Source organism: Paeniroseomonas aquatica (assembly GCF_030409335.1).
GTDB classification, from domain to species: Bacteria; Pseudomonadota; Alphaproteobacteria; order Acetobacterales; family Acetobacteraceae; genus Belnapia; species Belnapia aquatica.
In genome coordinates, this window is the sequence record NZ_JAUFPN010000147.1 from 69244 (window position 1) to 88404 (window position 19161).

17 protein-coding genes are annotated in these 19161 nt (G+C 71.2%); 8 read left to right on the top strand and 9 right to left on the bottom strand.

What is annotated here, in order from left to right; translation table 11 throughout:
- Window positions 1-10: 10 nt before the first annotated feature.
- From kdpA to QWZ14_RS13750, 3 genes are all read right to left on the bottom strand, one after another.
- Entirely contained in the window at window positions 11-1708 is a 1698-nt protein-coding gene (gene kdpA, locus QWZ14_RS13745; RefSeq protein ID WP_290317258.1) for a potassium-transporting ATPase subunit KdpA, read from the bottom strand.
- 4 nt (window positions 1709-1712) lie between these two features.
- On the bottom strand, window positions 1713-1799 hold the full coding sequence (gene kdpF / locus QWZ14_RS32000; protein WP_353959308.1) for a K(+)-transporting ATPase subunit F: 87 nt from the start codon (window positions 1797-1799) through the stop codon (window positions 1713-1715).
- A gap of 215 nt (window positions 1800-2014) precedes the next feature.
- Complete coding sequence (locus tag QWZ14_RS13750) at window positions 2015-2383, bottom strand: hypothetical protein (RefSeq protein WP_290317259.1); 369 nt, start codon at window positions 2381-2383, stop codon at window positions 2015-2017.
- 176 nt (window positions 2384-2559) lie between these two features.
- On the opposite strand from QWZ14_RS13750, the gene QWZ14_RS13755 reads away from it, so the two are divergent.
- From QWZ14_RS13755 to QWZ14_RS13770, 4 genes are read left to right on the top strand one after another with little or no spacing between them, the layout of a single operon-like run.
- Window positions 2560-3798 carry an efflux RND transporter periplasmic adaptor subunit gene (locus QWZ14_RS13755; RefSeq protein WP_290317260.1) on the top strand — a complete coding sequence of 413 codons (1239 nt, stop codon included), beginning with the start codon at window positions 2560-2562 and terminating at the stop codon, window positions 3796-3798.
- A gap of 12 nt (window positions 3799-3810) precedes the next feature.
- On the top strand, window positions 3811-7005 hold the full coding sequence (locus QWZ14_RS13760) for an efflux RND transporter permease subunit (protein ID WP_290317261.1): 3195 nt from the start codon (window positions 3811-3813) through the stop codon (window positions 7003-7005).
- Between the two features lie 2 nt (window positions 7006-7007).
- Entirely contained in the window at window positions 7008-8492 is a 1485-nt protein-coding gene (locus QWZ14_RS13765) for an efflux transporter outer membrane subunit (protein ID WP_290317262.1), read from the top strand.
- Between the two features lie 17 nt (window positions 8493-8509).
- Complete coding sequence (locus tag QWZ14_RS13770) at window positions 8510-9133, top strand: TetR/AcrR family transcriptional regulator (RefSeq protein WP_290317263.1); 624 nt, start codon at window positions 8510-8512, stop codon at window positions 9131-9133.
- Between the two features lie 3 nt (window positions 9134-9136).
- On the opposite strand, the gene QWZ14_RS13775 is transcribed toward QWZ14_RS13770, so the two are convergent.
- Complete coding sequence (locus tag QWZ14_RS13775; RefSeq protein ID WP_290317264.1) at window positions 9137-10378, bottom strand: LLM class flavin-dependent oxidoreductase; 1242 nt, start codon at window positions 10376-10378, stop codon at window positions 9137-9139.
- A gap of 12 nt (window positions 10379-10390) precedes the next feature.
- Window positions 10391-11173, bottom strand: coding sequence for an alpha/beta fold hydrolase (locus QWZ14_RS13780; protein WP_290317265.1), 783 nt, complete (start codon window positions 11171-11173; stop codon window positions 10391-10393).
- A 138-nt stretch (window positions 11174-11311) separates the two neighbouring features.
- Here QWZ14_RS13780 and QWZ14_RS13785 point away from each other — a divergent pair, with 138 nt between their 5' ends.
- The 4 genes from QWZ14_RS13785 to QWZ14_RS13800 all read left to right on the top strand — a co-directional run bounded on the left by QWZ14_RS13785 (window position 11312) and on the right by QWZ14_RS13800 (window position 15699).
- On the top strand, window positions 11312-12892 hold the full coding sequence (locus tag QWZ14_RS13785; protein ID WP_290317266.1) for an ABC transporter substrate-binding protein: 1581 nt from the start codon (window positions 11312-11314) through the stop codon (window positions 12890-12892).
- Between the two features lie 53 nt (window positions 12893-12945).
- Window positions 12946-13677 carry an SDR family NAD(P)-dependent oxidoreductase gene (locus QWZ14_RS13790; protein WP_290317267.1) on the top strand — a complete coding sequence of 244 codons (732 nt, stop codon included), beginning with the start codon at window positions 12946-12948 and terminating at the stop codon, window positions 13675-13677.
- 75 nt (window positions 13678-13752) lie between these two features.
- Window positions 13753-14721, top strand: a complete 969-nt coding sequence (locus tag QWZ14_RS13795; protein ID WP_290317268.1) for a Bug family tripartite tricarboxylate transporter substrate binding protein — start codon at window positions 13753-13755, stop codon at window positions 14719-14721.
- A gap of 72 nt (window positions 14722-14793) precedes the next feature.
- A complete protein-coding gene (locus QWZ14_RS13800; protein ID WP_290317269.1) occupies window positions 14794-15699 on the top strand; it encodes a PfkB family carbohydrate kinase in 906 nt (301 codons plus the stop codon).
- 30 nt (window positions 15700-15729) lie between these two features.
- On the opposite strand, the gene QWZ14_RS13805 is transcribed toward QWZ14_RS13800, so the two are convergent.
- The 4 genes from QWZ14_RS13805 to QWZ14_RS13820 are packed head-to-tail and all read right to left on the bottom strand — an operon-like array spanning window position 15730 to window position 19149.
- On the bottom strand, window positions 15730-16686 hold the full coding sequence (locus QWZ14_RS13805; RefSeq protein WP_290317270.1) for a Bug family tripartite tricarboxylate transporter substrate binding protein: 957 nt from the start codon (window positions 16684-16686) through the stop codon (window positions 15730-15732).
- Window positions 16683-17246: a peroxidase-related enzyme gene (locus QWZ14_RS13810; RefSeq protein ID WP_290317271.1), complete on the bottom strand. Its 564-nt coding sequence runs from the start codon at window positions 17244-17246 to the stop codon at window positions 16683-16685. The genes QWZ14_RS13805 and QWZ14_RS13810 overlap by 4 nt, the downstream gene beginning before the upstream one ends.
- Window positions 17243-17719, bottom strand: a complete 477-nt coding sequence (locus QWZ14_RS13815; RefSeq protein ID WP_290317272.1) for a CMD domain-containing protein — start codon at window positions 17717-17719, stop codon at window positions 17243-17245. The genes QWZ14_RS13810 and QWZ14_RS13815 overlap by 4 nt, the downstream gene beginning before the upstream one ends.
- On the bottom strand, window positions 17719-19149 hold the full coding sequence (locus QWZ14_RS13820) for an FAD-dependent oxidoreductase (protein ID WP_290317273.1): 1431 nt from the start codon (window positions 19147-19149) through the stop codon (window positions 17719-17721). Before QWZ14_RS13820 ends, QWZ14_RS13815 begins: the two co-directional genes overlap by 1 nt.
- Window positions 19150-19161: the final 12 nt, after the last annotated feature.

Genomic DNA, 19161 nt, shown 5'->3' on the forward strand with positions numbered 1-19161 from the left:
GGATTGCGCCTCAGAAGGTCTTGCCGGCGAGCATCGAGAAATGTTCGGCCAGCGGGCCGAGCGCGAGGGCGGGCATGAACTGCAGCCCGCCGAGGATCAGGATCACCCCCGCCAGCAGGCCGGCGAACAGCGGCCCATGCGTCGGGAAGGTGCCCGGCCCCTCCGCCGCCTTCACCTTGGCGGCCAACGAGCCCGCGATCGCCATCACCGGCACCACATAGGCGAAGCGCCCCAGCAGCATGGCGATGCCGAGAGTCGTGTTCAGCCAGGGCGTATCCGCGGTCAGCCCGCCGAAGGCCGAGCCGTTGTTCCCCGCCGCCGAGGTATAGGCATAGAGCATCTCGCTCAGCCCATGCGGCCCCGCCGCCGGGATCGAGGCGACCGCCACCGGCAGCACCAGCGAGGCCGCGGCGAAGCCGAGGATGGTCGCCGGCAGCACAAGCACCGCCAGCATCGCCAGCTTAATCTCCCGCGCCTGCACCTTCTTGCCGAGGTACTCCGGCGTCCGCCCCACCATCAGCCCGGCGACGAAGACCGCCAGCAGCGCGAAGACGAGGATGCCGTAGAGGCCCGAGCCGGTGCCGCCCGGCAGCACCTCACCGAGCTGGATGAGAAACAGCGGCACCAGCCCGCCCAGCGGGGTGAAGCTGTCGAACATCGCATTCACCGCGCCGCAGGAGGCACCGGTGGTGGTCGCGGTGAACAGCGCCGTCAGCGCCATGCCGAAGCGGACCTCCTTGCCCTCCATGTTGCCGAGTGCCGGGTCCACCCCCAGCGCCAGGTGCAGCGGGTTGCCGCCGGCCTCCGCCGCATAGACCGCGAGCGTGCCCACCAGCACGTAGCCCAGCATCACCAGCAGCAGCGCGCGGCCCTGGCGGATGTCGCCGACGATGGCGCCGAAGGTCAGCGCCAGCGCGAAGGGGATCACCTGGTGCGACCAGATCTGCAGCGCCGTCGCCAGCGCGCTCGGCCCCTCGAAAGGATGCGCCGAGTTCACCCCGAAGAAGCCGCCGCCATTGGTGCCGAGATGCTTGATGGCGATCTGCAGCGCCGCCGGGCCGAGCGGGATGACCTGCGTCGCCCCCTCGAGCGTCGTCGCCTCGGCATAGGCCGCGAGCGTCTGCGGCATCCCCATCGCCACGAAGGCGAGGCCGACCAGGATGGTCAGCGGCAGCAGCACATAGAGCGTGACGCGGACGAAATCCGCCCAGAAATTGCCGAGGTCGCGCACCCCGCCCTTGGCGAAGGCCCGCGAGACGGCGAGTGCCAGGGCGATGCCGGTCGCCGCCGAGAGGAAGTTCTGCACGCCGAGCCCGGCCATCTGGCTGAGGTAGGACATGGCTTGCTCGCCGCTGTAGGCCTGCCAATTCGTGTTGGTCACGAAGGAGACCGCGGTATTGAAGGCGAGCCAGGGGCTCAGGCCCCCGAAGCCTTGCGGGTTGAAGGGCAGCAGCCCCTGGAAGCGCAGCAGCGCGTACAGCACGACGAAGCCCGCGGCATTGGCCGCCAGCATCGCCAGCGTATAGCCCTGCCAGCCTTGGCCGCGGGCCGGTTCTACCCCGGCGAGGCCGAAGATCGCCCGCTCCAGCGGCGCAAGGAAGGTGACACGCCCCGCGGCGACCGCGGCGATGTAGCGCCCAAGCGGGATCGCCGCCGTGACGACGGCGGCGAGCACGAGCGCGATCTGCGCCCATCCGATCAGGGTCATGGGATCAGAGATCCTCGGGGCGCAGCAGCGCCCACAGCAGGTAGAACAGCAGGCCGGTGGCGACGACGCCGCCCAGGATCAGGCCGAACATGGCGGTCTCCCGGGTCAGACGCGGTCGCAGGCGGCGGCATAGGCGGCCAGCAGGCCGAAGAGGCCAATGCCGAGGGCAAGCAGGATCAGGTCAGGCATGTTGGCTCCAGGCCGGAACGAAGGGTCCGGCTGGGAGGGAGCCTGCCTAACGAGGGCGAAAGCCCGCCATGCGGAAGCGGCGGGGGCGGTGTAAGGCCGGCGTAAGGACCGGCAGCCTCAGACCCGCTTGGTGTTGCGCCAGGACGCGCGCGGCCGGGCCGCACCGCTGCCGCCACGCCGGACGACCTGGGCGCCGCCGCGGGCGGCAGCCGATTCGCCCGCCATCTCCAGCGCCGCCTCGGCATCCGCCGCCACCGCCTGCTGGGCGGTCTCCTCGACGCGCGGGGCCTCGCCGGCGATCAGCATGGCGATGGCGCCATGCGTCTCCTTGACCGCGCCGTCGTTGCGGGTCGCCACATGCGGTTCGCCGGCGATGGTGAAGATGCGGCGCTGCATCGTCAGCCGGGCAACCTGTTCATCGGTGGCGGGAAGGAAGGCGCAGCCGCTGGCCTTGGCCGCGGCGATCTGCTCAGGGGTCAGTTCCATGCCGCCAGCATAGCACTTCCGTCGCGGAGGGCGACTGCCGGCGGGGCCGGCGCCCTTCATGCTGCATCGCATCACGAAATCCTGCGTTACGCGTCCGCGCCTTGACCGATCACTGGAAACGGCAGAGTTTCCATGCTCGGAAACTATTGCGTTTCCCATTTCACCGGATGCCGCCGATGTCCCGCGCCCTCTCCTTTCCCCGCGCCGCCGTGGACCGCCGCCGCTGGTCGTTCCTCCCGGCCGGGCTGCTGGCAGGGCTCGTCCTGCCCCTGGCCGCCTGCCAGGAAGAGGCGGCCAAGCCTGCCGCGCCGCCGCCGGCCGCCGTCACCGTGCTGCCCCTCAAGCCCGAGACCGTCGCCATCACGACCGAGCTGCCGGGCCGCACCACGCCCTTCCGCACCGCCGAGGTCCGCCCCCAGGTCGGCGGCGTGATCAAGGAGCGGCTCTTCACCGAGGGCGCCGCCACCGAAGCCGGCAAGCCGCTCTACCAGATCGATCCCGCACCGTTCCAGGCGAGCCTGCAGAGCGCCGAGGCCAGCCAGGCCCGGGCCGAGGCCGCGGCCACCTCGGCCCGCACCACCGTCAACCGCTATCAGCCCCTGGTCCGCGCCCGGGCGGTCAGCCAGCAGGACCTCGACAATGCGCTGGCGACCCTCCGCCAGGCCGAGGCGGACATTGCCTCCGCCAAGGCCAGTGTTACCACCGCCCGGCTGAACCTCGGCTATACCCGGGTCGATGCGCCGATCCCCGGTCGGACCGGGCGGTCCTCGGTCACCCCCGGCGCGCTGGTGACGGCGGACCAGACCAATGCCCTGGTCACCATCACCCAGCTCGATCCGATCTACGTCGACGTCACCCAGCCCAGCTCCACCCTGCTGCGGCTGAAGCGGGAACTGGCCGCCGGGCGGCTGCGCCGGGTCGCCGACGACCAGGCCGAGGTCCATCTGACGCTCGAGGACGGCAGCGACTATGCCCAGGCCGGGCGGTTGCAGTTCAGCGAGGTGATCGTCGATCCCGGCACCGGCTCCGTCACCCTCCGCGCCGTCTTCCCCAACCCCGACGGCGTGCTGATGCCCGGCATGTTCGTTCGCGCAAAGCTCGAGGAGGGCACCGCCGAAGGGGTCATCCTGGTCCCGCAGCAGGCGGTCGCCCGCAATGCTAAGGGCGAGGCGACGGCGATGGTGGTCGATGCCGAGGGCAAGGTGCAGCCCCGGATCATCCGGGCCGACCGCGCCATCGGCAATCGCTGGCTGGTCTCGGAGGGGCTGCAGGCGAATGACCGCGTCATCGTCGAGGGGCTGCAGCGGGCCCGTCCGGGCGCCCAGGTGCAGGCGACCGAGACGACGCAGCAGGCGCTCGACAACCCGGCGAAGCCGGCCGAGGGCCCCGGCCCGCAGCAACGCGCCGCGCGCTGAAGAGGGCCCCGCATGTCACGCTTCTTCATCGACCGCCCGGTCTTTGCCTGGGTGCTCGCCATCGTCACCATGCTGGCCGGCATCCTGGCGATCCGGTCGCTGCCCATCGCGCAGTATCCCTCGGTCGCGCCGCCTGCCATTGCGATCACCGTCGTCTATCCCGGCGCCTCGGCCGAGACGGTGCAGAGCACCGTTGTGCAGGTGATCGAGCAGCAGCTCAGCGGTCTCGACAACCTGCTGTACTTCTCCTCGCAATCCGCCAAAGACGGCAGCGTCCAGATCACCCTGAGCTTCGCCCAGGGCACCGACCCGGACACGGCCCAGGTGCAGGTGCAGAACAAGGTGCAGCTGGCCGTCCCGCGGCTGCCGCAGGCGGTGCAGCAGCAGGGTCTGCGCGTCGCCAAGGCCACCCGCAACTTCCTGATGGTGGTCGGCTTCGTCTCAACCGACGGCAGCATGACCAGCGGCGACATCGGCGACTTCATCGCCTCCACCGTCCAGGACCCGCTGAGCCGCACCCCCGGCGTCGGCGACTATCAGCTGTTCGGCGCGCAATACGCCATGCGCATCTGGCTCGATCCGGCCAAGCTGGTGAATTTCGGGATGACGCCGGCCGATGTCGCCGCCGCCATCCAGGCCGAGAACGTCCAGGTCGCCTCCGGCGAGCTGGGCGCCCTGCCCGCCACCCCCGGCCAGCAGCTCAATGCCACCATCATCGGCCCCTCCTACCTGCAGACGCCGGAGCAGTTCGGCCGCATCCTGCTGCGGGCCGACCCCGGCGGTGCGCAGGTGCGCCTGCGCGATGTCGCCCGGGTCGAGCTGGGCAACGAGAACTATGCGACCTCCACCAAGTTCAACGGCAGCCCCTCCGCCGCCATCGCGGTGAACCTCGCCCCCGGCGCCAATGCGCTGGCGACCGATACCGCGGTGCGCGAGACCCTGGCCCAGCTGCGTCCGAGCTTCCCCACCGGCATCGAGGCGGTCTTCCCCTACGACACCACGCCCTTCGTGCGGCTGTCGATCGAGGAGGTGGTGAAGACCCTGGCGGAAGCGGTCGGCCTGGTCTTCCTGGTGATGCTGGTCTTCCTGCAGAACTTCCGGGCGACGTTGATCCCGACGCTCGCGGTCCCGGTCGTGCTGCTCGGCACCTTCGCCCTGCTGCTGGTCTTCGGCTTCACCATCAACACGCTCACGATGTTCGGCGTGGTGCTGGCGATCGGCCTGCTGGTGGATGACGCCATCGTGGTGGTCGAGAACGTCGAGCGGGTGATGGAGGAGGAGCACCTCAGCCCGCTCGAGGCGACGCGGAAATCGATGGACCAGATCAGCGGCGCCCTGGTCGGCATCGCCCTGGTGCTCTCGGCGGTGTTCCTGCCGATGGCCTTCCTCGGCGGCTCCACCGGCGTCATCTACCGCCAGTTCGCCGTCACCATCGCGACGGCCATGGGGCTCTCGGTGCTGGTCGCGCTGATCTTCACCCCGGCGCTCTGCGTCACCCTGCTGCGCCCGCGCAAGCATGGCGCCGGCACCACCGGCCTGACCGGCTGGTTCAACCGCAATTTCGACCGCGGCAACCGCGGCTATGTCGCCGCCCTGACCCGGATGCTGCGCAAGCCGCTGCGCTGGCTGCTGGTCTATGGCGTGCTGGTTGGCGGCATGGCCTTCCTGTTCCTACGGCTGCCCGTGTCCTTCCTGCCCGATGAGGACCAGGGCGTGCTCTTCATGCAGGTGAGCACCCCGCCCGGCGCCACCGCGGACCGCACCCAGCGGGCGCTCGATGCGGTGAACGACTACCTCCAGACCGAGGAGAAGGGCGTCATCGGCTCGGTGCTTACGGTCAACGGCTTCAGCTTCGGTGGCCGCGGCCAGAATGCCGGCATCGGCTTCGTCACCATGCGGCCCTGGGACGAGCGGCCAGGGGCGGCCAACAGCACCGCGGCGCTGGCCGGACGCATCATGCAGAAATTCGCCGGCTACCAGGACGCGCTGATCTTCGCCTTCCCGCCGCCGCCGATCATCGAGCTCGGCAATGCCACCGGCTTCGACATGATGCTGGTCGACCAGACCGGCGTCGGCCATGCCGCCCTGCTCGGGGCCCGCAACCAGCTGCTGGGCATGGCGGCGCAGAGCCCGCTGCTCGCCGGCGTCCGTCCCAACGGCCAGGACGACGAGGCGCAGTATCGCCTGGTGATGGACTGGGAGAAGGCCCGCGTCCTCGGCGTCACTGCGGCGGCCATCAACAGCACCATCTCCGCGGCCTGGGGCTCCAGCTACGTGAACGACTTCATCGATCGCGGCCGGGTCAAGCGCGTCTACATGCAGGGCGATGCCTCCTCCCGCATGCGACCGGACGACCTCGAGCGCTGGTTCGTCCGCAACACCGCCGGGCAGATGGTGCCCTTCTCCGCCTTCGCCCGGGCCGAGTGGACGCAGGGCTCGCCCCGGCTCGAGCGCTACAATGGCCGCCCCTCCATGGAGATCCTCGGTACCCCGGCTCCCGGCCAGTCGACCGGTGCCGCCATGGCCGAGATCGAACGCCTGGCCAAGCAGCTGCCCGCCGGCATCGGAGTGGAATGGACCGGCCTCTCCTTCGAGGAGCGGCTGTCCGGCAACCAGGCGCCGGCGCTCTATGCCATCTCGCTGCTGGTCGTCTTCCTCTGCCTCGCGGCACTCTACGAGAGCTGGGCGATCCCGGCCGCGGTCATGCTCGTGGTGCCGCTTGGCATCCTCGGCGCGGTCGCCGCGACCTATCTTCGTGGCCTGAACAACGACGTCTACTTCCAGGTCGGGCTGCTCACGACCATCGGCCTTGCCGCCAAGAACGCCATCCTCATCGTGGAATTCGCCAAGGAGGAGTTCGACCGGGGCGCCAGCCTGATGGACAGCGCGCTCACCGCCTCGCGCCAGCGGCTGCGGCCCATCCTGATGACCTCGCTGGCCTTCATCCTCGGCGTCATGCCGCTGGCGATCTCGACCGGGGCTGGCTCCGGCGGGCAGAATGCCATCGGCACCGGGGTGATCGGCGGCATGCTGGCCGGCACCGTCCTGGCGCTGCTGTTCGTGCCGGTCTTCTTCCTGGTGGTGCTGCGCACCTTCAAGGTCGGGGACAAGGCCCCCGAGGCCGATGCCAGGCCGAGCAGTGCCCATCCCCCTGCCCATCCCCCTGCCCATCCCCCTGCCCACCCCCAGCCGGCGGCGGGAGAATGATCATGCGCGCTACCCTTCCTGCCCTGACCCTGACGGCCATCCTGCTCTCGGGCTGCAGCCTGATCCCCGACATCCTGCGCCCGGCGGCGCCTGTCCCGACCGGCTGGCCGGAAGGTCCCGCCTACCAGCGGCCGCCCGAGGCGCAGGACGCGACCACCGCCGACAACATCGGCTGGGAAGACTTCTTCCGCGATAGCCGGCTGCGCCGGACACTGGGCCTGGCGCTCGAGGGCAACCGCGACCTGCGGGTGGCGGCGCTCAACGTCGCCCAGGCCGAGGCGCAGTTCCGCGTGCAGCGCGGCGCCATCCTGCCGGAGTTCGGTGCCACCGGCAGCCTTTCGGCGACGCGGACGCCGCGCGCGGCCTCCTCCTTCGCCGGCCTCATTCCCGGCGGCGGCGTCGAGAGCACCGGCGGGCTGAACTACCGGCTCTGGAGCGCCGGCCTCGGCTTCACCTCCTATGAGATCGACCTGTTCGGCCGGGTCCGCAGCCTGACGGCCCAGGCCTTCCAGCAATACCTCGGCTATGCCGAGACCCGGCGCAGCACCCAGCTCAGCCTCGTCTCGCAGGTCGCCAATGCCTGGCTGGCGGTCGCAGCCGACCAGGAGCTGCTGGACCTGACGCGCTCCACCCTGGCCAACCAGGAGGATGCCTACCGTCTGACCAAGGCCGGCTACGACGGCGGCAATTCCACCGCCCTGGCGCTGCGCCAGGCGCAGACCTCGGTCGAGACCGCCAAGGCCAACCTGGCGCAATACACCCGCCAGCTGGCCCAGGACCGCAACGCGCTGGACCTGCTGGTCGGCCAGCCGGTGCCGGTCGCCCTCCTGCCCGCGACCAAGCTGGAGTCGACCCTGCTGCCGCCCCGGATCCCGGAGGGCCTCTCCTCCGAGCTGCTGCTGCGCCGGCCGGACGTGCTGGCAGCCGAGCACAACCTGCTGGCGGCCAATGCCAATATCGGTGCGGCGCGGGCGGCCTTCTTCCCCTCGCTCAGCCTCACCGCCAGCTACGGGTCCTCGAGCTCGGGGCTGAACCGCCTGTTCAGCCCGGGGTCCAGCGCCTGGACCTTCGCGCCGGCCGTCAACATCCCGATCTTCAACGGCGGCATCAACCGCGCCAACCTCGATCTGTCCAAGCTGCAGCGGGACAGTAACGTCGCCCAGTACGAGAAGGCGATCCAGACCGCCTTCCGCGAGGTGGCCGATGCCCTCGCCGCCCGGGGCACCTACGACGAGCAGATCGCGGCGCAGACCCGGCTGGTGGATGCCTATGCCGACGCCTATCGGCTGGCGCTGCTCCGCTTCCGCGGCGGGCTGGATACCTACCAGGCGCCGCTCGACAGCCAGCGCTCCCTGTTCACCGCGCAGCAGACCCTCATCAGTTTGCGACTGGCACGGCTGCAAAACCTCGTTACGCTGTACAAGACCCTGGGCGGCGGCTGGAGCCGCCAGACGGTCGCGGCGGCCGCCATGGCACCGCCACGGTAGCGAGGGAACAGAGCCGCGTGAGCACCTCCACCACCATCGCCCCGCGTCGGCTGAGCGAAGCCGAGCGGCGCAGCGCTCTGATCCAGGCGGCGGAGACGGTCTTCCTTCGCCAGGGCTATGCCGCCGCCAACATGGACGACGTCGCCCAGGCGGTGGGGATGTCGAAAAAGACCCTGTACCAGCTCTACCCTTCCAAGGAAGCGCTGTTCGATGCGGTGGTGACGCGCTTCTGCGCGCCGATGCAGGTCGCCGCCGAGCCCACCGCGCGGGGCGATGCGGCGGCGCTGGCCGGTCTGCTGGCGGATGTCGCGCTGCATATCCTGTCGCCGCGCCACGTGGCGCTGTTCCGGGTCATCGCCTCGGAGGTCAACCGGGCGCCGGAGCTTGCCGCCGCGGTGCAGCGCAGCCGCGGCCGCGGCACCGGCGTGGTCGAGCAATGGCTGGCGGAACAGGCCGCCCTCGGCTGGCTTCGGCTCGAGGATCCGGAACAGGCCGCCGGCATGCTGATCGGCATGGTGGTCGGCGAGCCGCACATGCTGATGCTGCTCGGCCAGCGCCCGCCGCCCGATGCCGAGGAGATCCGGAAGCGGGCCGGTCAGGCGGTCGCCATCTTCCTCGAAGGCGCCGCTTCCGGGGCTTGAACCCTACTCCGCCGCCGCCACCCGCGGGGCGAGGTCGGTGCTGTAGTCGAGGCTGACCGGCGTCTCCGCCTCGAAGGGGCTCTTGAGGTCGAGCGCCTTCGCCGTCTCCCGCAGCGCCGGCAGCACCTCCTCGCCGAACAGCCGGATGCAGGTCAGGCTGTCGGCATGGCTCACCGCGCCGTCATTGGCCCAGAGCGCCATGATCCCCGGCCGCGTCGCCTCCATCACCTGCCGCAGCTTGGCGATGACCGTCTTCGGCGTGCCGGCGATGATCATGTTGTCGCGGATCTGCTCGTCGAAGGTGGGACGCTTCCGCGGGCTGGTCCCCCGCCCGGTCGAGAATTCGACGAAGCCGCGCCGGTTCTCCGGCGAGGAATACCCCGCCGGCGTGCTCCAGACCGGATGCGCAAGGCCGGTGAACTCGCCCTGCATCCAGGTGAACTGCCGGGCATTCTCCAGCGCCTTCTCCTCGGTTTCGGCCACATGCACCTGCTTGAGGTAGCCGTGGTATTCCGGTCCGCCCTGGAAGCCGACCTCGGCGGCGGTGTCGTCGTAGAGCTTCCAGATCTTCTGCGTCTGCTCGACGGTCGTGTTCAGCGCGATATAGGGGTAGCGGTGCTGCGCCGCCCAGATCACGGTCTCGCGGCTGATGACGCCGGGCACCCAGACGCGCGGATAGGGCTTCTGCAGCGGCACCGCCCAGGGGTTCACCACCCGGTGCTGATAATGCGTCCCCTCCCAGCGGAAGGGCCCCGGCTGGGTCCAGGCCTTGACGATCAGGTCATGCGCCTCCTCGAAGCGTTCCCGGTTGAAGGCCGGGTTCACCCCGACCGCCAGCTGCTCCTGCCCGCCGCCGCGGACGAAGCCGGAGACGAGGCGCCCCTTCGAGATCATGTCGATCATCGCCAGCTCCTCGGCCAGGCGGATCGGGTTCTCCGCCAGCGGCAGCGGATTGCCGAGCATGACGATCTTCACCCGCTTGGTCAGGCCGGCCAGGAGTGCGGCGAAGATGTTGGCCTTCGCCTGCATGCAGAAGGGCGCGTTGTGGTGCTCGTTCAGCATGATGCCGTCGAAGCCGACGGTCTCGGCCAGCACGTACTGCTCGATGTACTCGTTGTAGAGCCTGCTGCCCTCGGCGGGGTCGAAGTGGCTGTTCGAGAACATCAGCGCCGTCGCGCCGAACTCCAGCCCCTTGTCGGCGGGGTAGGTCGCCATCGGCTGTTCGGTGAAATACATGATGTGCATGGCGCTCTCCCCTCAGCCGATGAAATCGGTGACGAGCCGGGCGAATTCCGCCGGCTTCTCCATCTCGACGCAGGCGCCGCAGGCCGGCACCACCGCCAGCCTGGCTCCCACCAGCCCCGCCATGACGCGATCGGCGGCGCTGATCGGCACCACCTTGTCCTCGCCGCCCCAGACCACCAGCGCCGGTGCCCGGATGGCGCCCAGCAGATGCGGCAAGGTCTGGCTATGCATGTAGGGCTTCCAGGCGAGGCGGAAATTCATCTCCCGGCAGAGGTCCCATTCGACGAGCTGGTCGGTGCTCGGCTCCGCGCCGTACACAGCCTCGAATGCCTTTTGCTCGTGGAAACCGGCCCGCGCATAATCGATATGGCTCACCAGCGCCTGGTCGAGGATATCCCCCTGCGGCGGCTTGAACCCCATCGGCCCGACCAGCACGAGCTTTTCGAAATCCCGCGGCGCCAGGCTCGCCATCTCCGCGGCGATCCAGCCGCCGAAGCCCAGGCCCAGCAGGCTGGCACGTGGGATGTCGAGCGCCGCGAGCAGCCCCTGGTACACCGCCGCCAGGTCGCGCGGATGCCGCATCCAGGCCGCACGCTCCGAGGCGCCATAGCCCGGATGCTCCGGCAGCAGCAGGTCGTAGCGCTCGGCCAGCGCCACGTAGATGGGCAGTTGGTCCGGCGTGCCGATATCCCGGTGCAGCACCAGCAGCGGAGCGCCGCTTCCCGCCCGTCGCAGCCGCAACTGCAAACCGGCGACGGCCACATGGGATTCCTGCCATTCGAGTGGCGCGGCCATTCCGTTTCTCCCGTGTTCTTGCCCGAACGCTCGCAGCCGGAACCGGGCCTGTCAATGCGACCGATCTGCGTGATTCCGTTGACGACGACTGGCATTGCACCGCAGCATTACGCTCCCAAGTCGACCGGAGGCTGCATCATGCGCCGTCGCCACCTGCTCGCCGCCAGCGTGTCCCTGGCCGCCCCACGCCTCGCCGCCGCACAGGGCGCCTCGGGCCGGCGCACCCTCCGCTTCGTGCCCCAGGCCGACCTCGCCCTGCTGGACCCGATCCACAGCGTCGCCTTCGTCACCCGCAACCACGCGCTGATGGTCTTCGACACGCTCTATGGCTGGGACAGCGAACTCCGCGCCCGGCCGCAGATGGCCGAAGGCCATACCGTGGAGGACGACGGCAGGACCGTCACCATCACCCTGCGCGAGGGCCTGAGATTCCACGATGGCGAGCCGGTTCGCGGCCGCGACGCCGCCGCTTCCATCCGCCGCTGGGCGACCCGCGACGCCTTCGGCCAGGCGCTCTTCGCGGCCACCGACGAGGTGGATGCGCCGGATGACCGCCGCATCCGCTTCCGGCTGAAGAAGCCCTTCCCGCTGCTGCCGGATGCCCTCGCCAAGGTCGGCACCCATGTCTGCGCCATCATGCCGGAGCGTTTCGCCGCCCTGCCCTCCTCCCAGGCGGTGCCGGAGCTGATCGGCAGCGGCCCCTTCCGCTACGTCGCGGAGGAGCGCATGGCCGGCTCCCGCAACATCTACGCGAGATTCGAGGGCTACCAGCCGCGGCAGGAAGCCGCCTCCTACCTCTCGGGCGGCAAGGTGGCGCATTTCGACCGCGTCGAATGGCTCACCATCCCGGATGGCGCCACCGCCGGCGCGGCCCTGCAACGCGGCGAGGTCGACTGGATCGAGATGCCGACCATCGACCTGGTGCCGCAGCTCAGGCGCGCCCGCAGCGTGAAGATCGACATTCTCGACCCGCACGGCAGCATCGGCTTCTTCCGCCCCAACTGCCTGCACCCGCCCTTCGACAACCCGGCCATCCGCCGCGCCATCCTCCGCGCCACCAACCAGGCGGATTTCATGCTCGCCGCCGCCGGCGACGACCGCAGCTTCTGGCGCGTGCCCTACGGCTTCTTCGCCCCCGGCAGCGTCATGGCCAGCGACGTGGGGATGGAGGCCCTGGCCACGCCCACCGACGCCGCGGCCGCGAAGCGCGAGCTGGAAGCCGCCGGCTACAGGGGCGAGCGCGTTACCTTCCTCGCCGCCACCGACTTCCCCGTCATCAACGCCATGTCGGAGGTGCAGGGCGACCTGCTCCGCCGCATCGGCATCAACCTCGACTACGTCGCGACCGACTGGGGCAGCGTTGTCCGCCGCATCCTGAACCAGGACCCACCGGACAAGGGCGGCTGGAACGCGACCGTCAGCTTCACCGCCGGCAGCGCCCAGGTGAACCCGGCGGCCAACAACCTCATCCGCGGCCATGGCAGGGGCGCCATCTTCGGCTGGCCCACCGCGCCCGAGCTGGAGGCGCTGCGCAACGCCTGGTTCGACGCCCCCGACGACGCCGCCCGCGCCGGCATCGGCCGCCGCATGCAGCGCCAGGCCTTCGAGGACGTGCCCTATGTCCCGCTCGGCCAGTTCTTCTCGCCGACGGCGCTGCGCACCGACCTCGAGGGCATGCTGAAGGGCATCGCCCTCTTCTGGGGCATCAGGCGGGTTTGACGCCCCGGCTTCTCCCGCCGCACCATCCCGGCCAAAGGCAGGAGGAGACCACGATGCCCCGCTTCACCGGCAAGACCATACTCATCTCCGGCGGCGCCCGCGGCCAGGGCGCCGTCGAGGCCCGGATGATCGTCGCCGAGGGCGGCCGCGTCGTCATCACCGACGTGCTCGCCGAGGAAGGCCAGGCGCTGGCCATCAGCCTCGGTGCTGCGGCGCAATTCCTGCGCCACGATGTCACCGATGCGGCCGGCTGGGCCGCCGCCGTCGCCGCCGCCGAGGCCATGGGCGGGTTGCACGGGCTGGTGAACAACGCCGGGATCTATGTCCCGGCCTCGCTGATGGACACCGACGCCGCGCTGTTCGAGCGGCACATGCGCATCAACCAGCTCGGCTGTTTCCTCGGGATGCAGGCGGTGGTGCCGGCGATGGAGCGTGCCGGCGGCGGCGCCATCGTCAACATCTCCTCGACCGCGGGGCTGCGCGGGTCGCCCGGCGCCATCGCCTACAGCGCGACCAAATGGGCGCTCCGCGGCATGACCAAGGCCGCCGCCATCGACCTGGCCCCGCGCAACATCCGGGTGAATTCCGTCCACCCCGGCCCGATCGACACGAAGATGCTCGAGGTCCGCACGCCCGAGCAGAACGCCATCCGCCTGCAGTCCGTGCCGATGCGCCGCCAGGGCACGCCCGAGGAGGTGGCGAAGCTGGTGCTGTTCCTGCTCTCCGACGACAGCAGCTACATGACCGGCTCGGAACTCGCCATCGACGGCGGCGCCTCGCTGTAGCTTGTCGTCTCCAGCTTGTCGTCTCCCTTGGGCCGGGCCAGACTGACCTGAAGCAAAACGAACGGGGAGGCACCGATGACGCTGATCGCACGGCGAAGCCTGCTGGCCGGGGCACTCCTCGCCCCGGCCCTGGCGGGGGCGCAATCCGCCTATCCCGGCCGCACCGTCCGCGTGATCAACGCCTATAGCCCCGGCGGGACCGCGGATGTCGTCTGCCGCATCCTCTTCGCCAGGCTGTCGGAACGCCTCGGCCAGAGCTTCGCGGTCGAGAACCGCCCCGGCGCCGCCGGCACCATCGCCGCCCAGGCGGTCGCCCGTGCCCCGGCCGATGGCTACACGCTGCTGTACGACGCGACCGCCCATTCGGTGAACCCGGCGCTGTTCGGCAGCCGGCTGCCCTACGACACGCGGCGGGACCTGCTGCCGGTCTTCCTTGCCATGGTCACGCCGAACACGCTCATGGTGACCAACGGCTTCGGCCCGAGAACCGTCCCCGAGCTCATCGCCCATGCCAAGGCCAATCCCGGCAGGCTCGACTGCGCCTCCACCGGGATCGGCACCGTGCAGCATGTCTCGCTGGAATTGCTGAACCACCGGGCGGAGATCCGCATCAACCACGTGGTCTACCGCGAGATCGCCGCGGCGCGGAACGACCTCACCTCCGGCCGGGTCCCGATGCAGTTCAGCAACGTCCCCTCCACCCTGCCGGTGACCCAGGCCAACCAGGCGCGCTGCCTGGCCCATTGCGGCCCGGCGCCGATCGCCCAACTGCCCGGCATCCCCGGCTTCGCCGAGACCCTGCCGGGCTTCGAGACCTGGGAATGGAACGGCGTCTTCACCCCGGCCGGCACCCCGGGCGAGGTCATCACCCGGCTGAATGCGGAGCTGAACGCCACCATTCGCGACAGCGTGGTGATCGAACGCCTGACCGGGCTCGGCGCCCTCACCCGGCCCAACACGGTCGAGGAATTCGCCGCCTTCCGCGACCAGCAGACCGAGTTCTTCACCGGCATGGTCCGGATGGCGAATATCCGCATCGACTGATCGACAGGCCCCGGCTTCGCCGGTGCCAGGATTGCAGCCGAATCCGCCGCGCTTCGGCTACACTCCCGCCGCATGACCGCTTGCGCCCAAGCCCCGCTCGTCATCTGCCTCGGCCATCTGGTGGCCGATCACACCTTCTGGGTCGAGGATATCCCGCAGCCCCCGGCCAAGGCGGTGGCGCGGCGCTACAGCCTCGGCGTCGGCGGCCTGGCCGCCAATGCCGCCATCGCCGTCGCCCGGCTGGGCGGCCGGGTGCGCTTCTGGGGCCGCATCGGCGACGACCGCAACGGCGGCCCGCTGGCGGCGGAACTGGCCGGTTTCGGCGTCGATGTCAGCGCCATCCGCATCGCCCCCGGCGCCCGCACCCCGGTCTCCTCCGTCCTGCTCGACCCGGTGGGCGAGCGGGTCATCTTCGCCTTCCGCGGCGAGGGGCTGGACCTCGACCCCGAGGTGCTGCCGATGGGGACGCTGGGCGAAGCCGGTGCCCTGCTCTGCGACCCTCGCTGGCCGCGCGCCGCCGAGGCCGCCCTCCGCCGGGCCCGCGCCATCGGCGTGCCCAGCGTGCTGGACGCGGAGAAGTCCGAGGCCCGGCTGCTCGCGGCCCTGGTGCCGCTGGCCGACCACGCGATCTTCTCCCAGCCCGGGCTGCAGATCTTCGCCCCGGGCGTCGCCCCCGCCGAGGGGCTGCGCCGGGCGCTGGCCGCCGGCGCGCGGGTCGCCGCCGTCACCCGCGGCGAGCATGGAACGCTCTGGCTCACCGACGGCATGGAGCGCCCGGCCGAGACCCCGGCCTTTCCGGTCGAGGCGACCAACACCGCCGGCGCAGGCGACGTCTTCCATGGCGCCTATGCGCTGGCCCTGGCGGAGGGACAGCCGCTGCCGGCCCTCATGCGCTTCGCCTCGGCCGCGGGGGCGCTGCGGGCGCAGGATGGGGTGACGCCGGACCGGACGGAGGTCGAGACGCTGATCCGGGGCTGAGCGCGGAAGCTGCCGCTCCCGCGTCACGGTTCAATCCAGGGCGATGCCGAGCGGCGCCGCAACCCGGCTCCAGCGCGCCAGATCCTCCCGCTGCATCGCGCCGAAGGCCGCGCCATCCGCGCCATTGGGCATGGCGCCGAGCAGATCGAGGCGCGACCGCACCAGCGCCGAGCCCAGCGCCGTGGTGAAGGCCGCCGCCAGCCGGGCCACCACCGGTGCCGGGGTTGGCGCCGGGGCGGAAAGCCCGGTCCAGATGCTGGCCTCGAAATCCTCGACGCCGGCCTCCGCCAGGGTCGGCACCTCGGGCGTCGCCGGGAAGCGCGCGGCGGAGGTGACGGCCAGTACCTTGAACTGCCCACCGGCCGCGGCGAGCACCGAGGGGACGGAGACGAACATCAGCGCGATCCGCCCGGCCTGCAGGTCGTTGAAGGCCGCCGCCGCGCCGCGATAGGGCACGTGCTCCACCTGCAGACCCTGTCGGGCCTTCAGATCCTCCATGATGAGATGGGTATTGGTGCCGATGCCCGTGGAGGCATAGGGCAGCGGCCGCGATGCCTCGCGGGCGTAGCGCAGCAGCGCCGGGGCATCGGCGACGGGCAGGTCGGGGGATGCCAGCAGCGCCACCGGGCTATCGGTGAGATGCAGGATGGGGGTGAAATCGGCGATGGGGTCATAGGGCAGCCGCCGGCCGATCGCCTTGGCGATGGTGAGCTGCCCCGCGGTGGACAGCAGAAGGGTCAGCCCATCCGGGGCGGCGCGCGCCACCGTTTCCGCCCCCAGCACGCCGCCGGCGCCGGCGCGGTTCTCGACCACCACCTGCTGCCCGAGCGGCCCGGCCACGCCCTGGGCCAGCAGCCGCCCCAGCACGTCCTGGGAGCCGCCGGGGGCGAAGGGGATCACCAGCCGCACCGGCCGGTCCGGCACCCAGCCCTCAGCGAGGGCCGCCCCGGGGATGACGGCGCCGAGTAGCGCCCGCCGCCCGATCACGGCGCCACCGAGGCGCCGAGCGACTGCATCAGCCGGTTGGCATTGGCGAACATTGCGATGGCATGGATCAGGTCCAGCACCTCCAGGTCCTCCAGCCCCGCCGCCCGCAACGGCGCGAGATCGGCACCGGTGATGGCGCCCGGCGTCGCCGTCAGCTTCGCGGCGAAATCGACGATGGCGCGGCGCCGCGGCGGCAGCGCGGTGCCGATGCCCTCATCCAGCAGCGCCTGCATCGCCGCCGGCTCCCGCGTCAGCTCGGCGAAGCGCCGGGCATGGACCGAGGTGCAGTAGATGCAGCCGTTGACGAGGGAGACCACCGCCGTCGCCAGCTCCCGCTCCGCCCGCGGCAGCCCGCGCGGCGCATACATCACGCTGTTGAACAACGCCCCGCGCTCGCCGAGCGATCCCGGGTCGTTGGCCAGCGTCAGGAAATAGGTCGAGCGGCGCTGCGCCGGCGGGCAGGCCTCGAGCGCGGCGAGCTGCGCCGGGGTGGCCTGCTCGGCCGCGACGGGCGGAATGCGCGGGTGCCAGGCGACCTCGTCCATGGTGAAGCGGCTCATGCGGCGGCCTCCTCCTGCAACGCGCGCAGGCCGGCGAGCAGCCGGATCTGAAAGGGGATGAAGGCGATCAACTGCGTCACCGCGACGATATCCTGCGGCGAGAGGCCGGCGGCGCCGAGGGCATCGATCTCCGCCTGGCCGCAGCGCTCCGGCGCCTCGGCGACGAGGTCGGCGTAGCGCAGCAGCAGACCGAGCCGTCCCTCCGCCCGCACCGGGTCCTCGGCTGCCGCCAGTGCCTCGGCCGGCACCGGCAGGGTGCGGATATGCGCCGCCAGCCCGTCATGGCCACCGAGCCGCGCCACCCGCAGCGCCAGCGCCGCCCGCTCGGCCAGGCTGACGCCGCCAGGCTCCGCCGGCAGCACCAGCTCGCGCCAGGCGCCCTCGGTATGCTGGCGGATCCCCGCCCTCTGCCCGCGCAATTCGGCGAGCGGCGAGCCGGGGGCGATCCCCAGCAGCGTCTCGACCAGATCCATCAGACGATCCTTTCCGCGGGCCATTCATCGCCCTGCAACTCGGGGGTGGCGAAGGCCTCAAGGGTGGCGAAATGCGCCTCCCGGTCGGCGACGAAGAAGTCCCGCGTGATGGCCAGCGCCAGCCGCCGGGCGCCGGCGCTGACCGCCGGGATATCCCCGGTCAGCTTGCCGTGGCTGAGGGTCGCCGGATAGGTGAAGCAGTGGATGCGGGCCAGCGCCGGGCAGGCGCCGGGGACCCGTTCCTGGAAGCTGAGGTCGGAGGCGAGGTCCGGCGAGGCCGCCAGCTCCGCCTGCTCCTGGCCCGGCCTCGGGGTGAAGCGGTCGCCCCAGCGGCGAATCTGCGGCGCCACCAGCCGCAGCTCCGGCCGAAGCGTCGCATCGACGCCAAAGCCGGTGCCGAAGATGAGGAAGTCGAGCTCGAAGGCGCCCTTCGGCGTCTCCACCCGCAACGCCCGGTCCCGCTCGGCCAGGCCCAGGATCGGGCTCGAGAGGTGCAGCCGCGCCCCGGGGTGGCGGGAGACGCGGAGCGTGCTGTCGCGCGGCGGCGGGGTCTGGGCGCCGAGCACGTGATGCAGGAAGCGCCATTTCCAATCGTCCGGCAGGGCGGCGAAGCCATGCACCACGCCGGGGCTGCCGATGCCGGTGAACTTGTTGACCCGCGGCAGCGCGGCGCGGCGGACGAAGAGCTCGAGGCTCACCGCCCCCGCCTCCAGCGCCGTCGCCGCATTGTCCATGGCCGAGGCCCCGGCGCCCACCACCCCGACCCGCCTGCCGCGCAGCGCGGCGAAGTCGATCTCATCCCGCGTATGCGCCCAGAAGCGCCGGTCGATGCCGCGCGCGATCTCCGGCACGAAGGGCCCGCCCATGCCGTCCCGGCCGCTGGCCAGCACCGCCCGCCGGGCGAGGATCTCGCCCGCGCTGGTCTCGACCCCGACCAGCTCATCGGTACGCGGCCGCAGCAGCGAGACCGCGATGCCGTTCTCCACCGGCACCGCCATCACCCGCCGGTACCAGCCGAGGTAGTCCATCCATTGCCCGCGCGGGATCTTGCCGAGCGCCTCCCAGGCGGCGGTGCCATGCTGCGCCTCGAACCAAGCGCGGAAGGTGAGAGAGGGCAGGCCGAGGGCGGGGCCGGCCAGGCCCTTCGGCGAGCGCAGGGTCTCCATCCGGGCGAAGGTGACCCAGGGCCCCTCCTGCCCGGCCGGCGCCCGGTCCAGCACCCGGATGTTGTCGATGCCGAGCAGCCGCAGCGAGGCGGCGATGGCGAGACCCGACATGCCGGCGCCGATGATGACGACATCGACCACTGGCACGCCCTCGGCCTGCCGCCGGGGCACCCAGGCCTTGGCCGGCAGTTCGAGGTAGTCGAGGTCCTGGCGAAGCCGGGCCTCCAGCGCGGGGAGGCCGATCGGGGCAGCGGGGCTGGTCATGCCCCGCTTCTT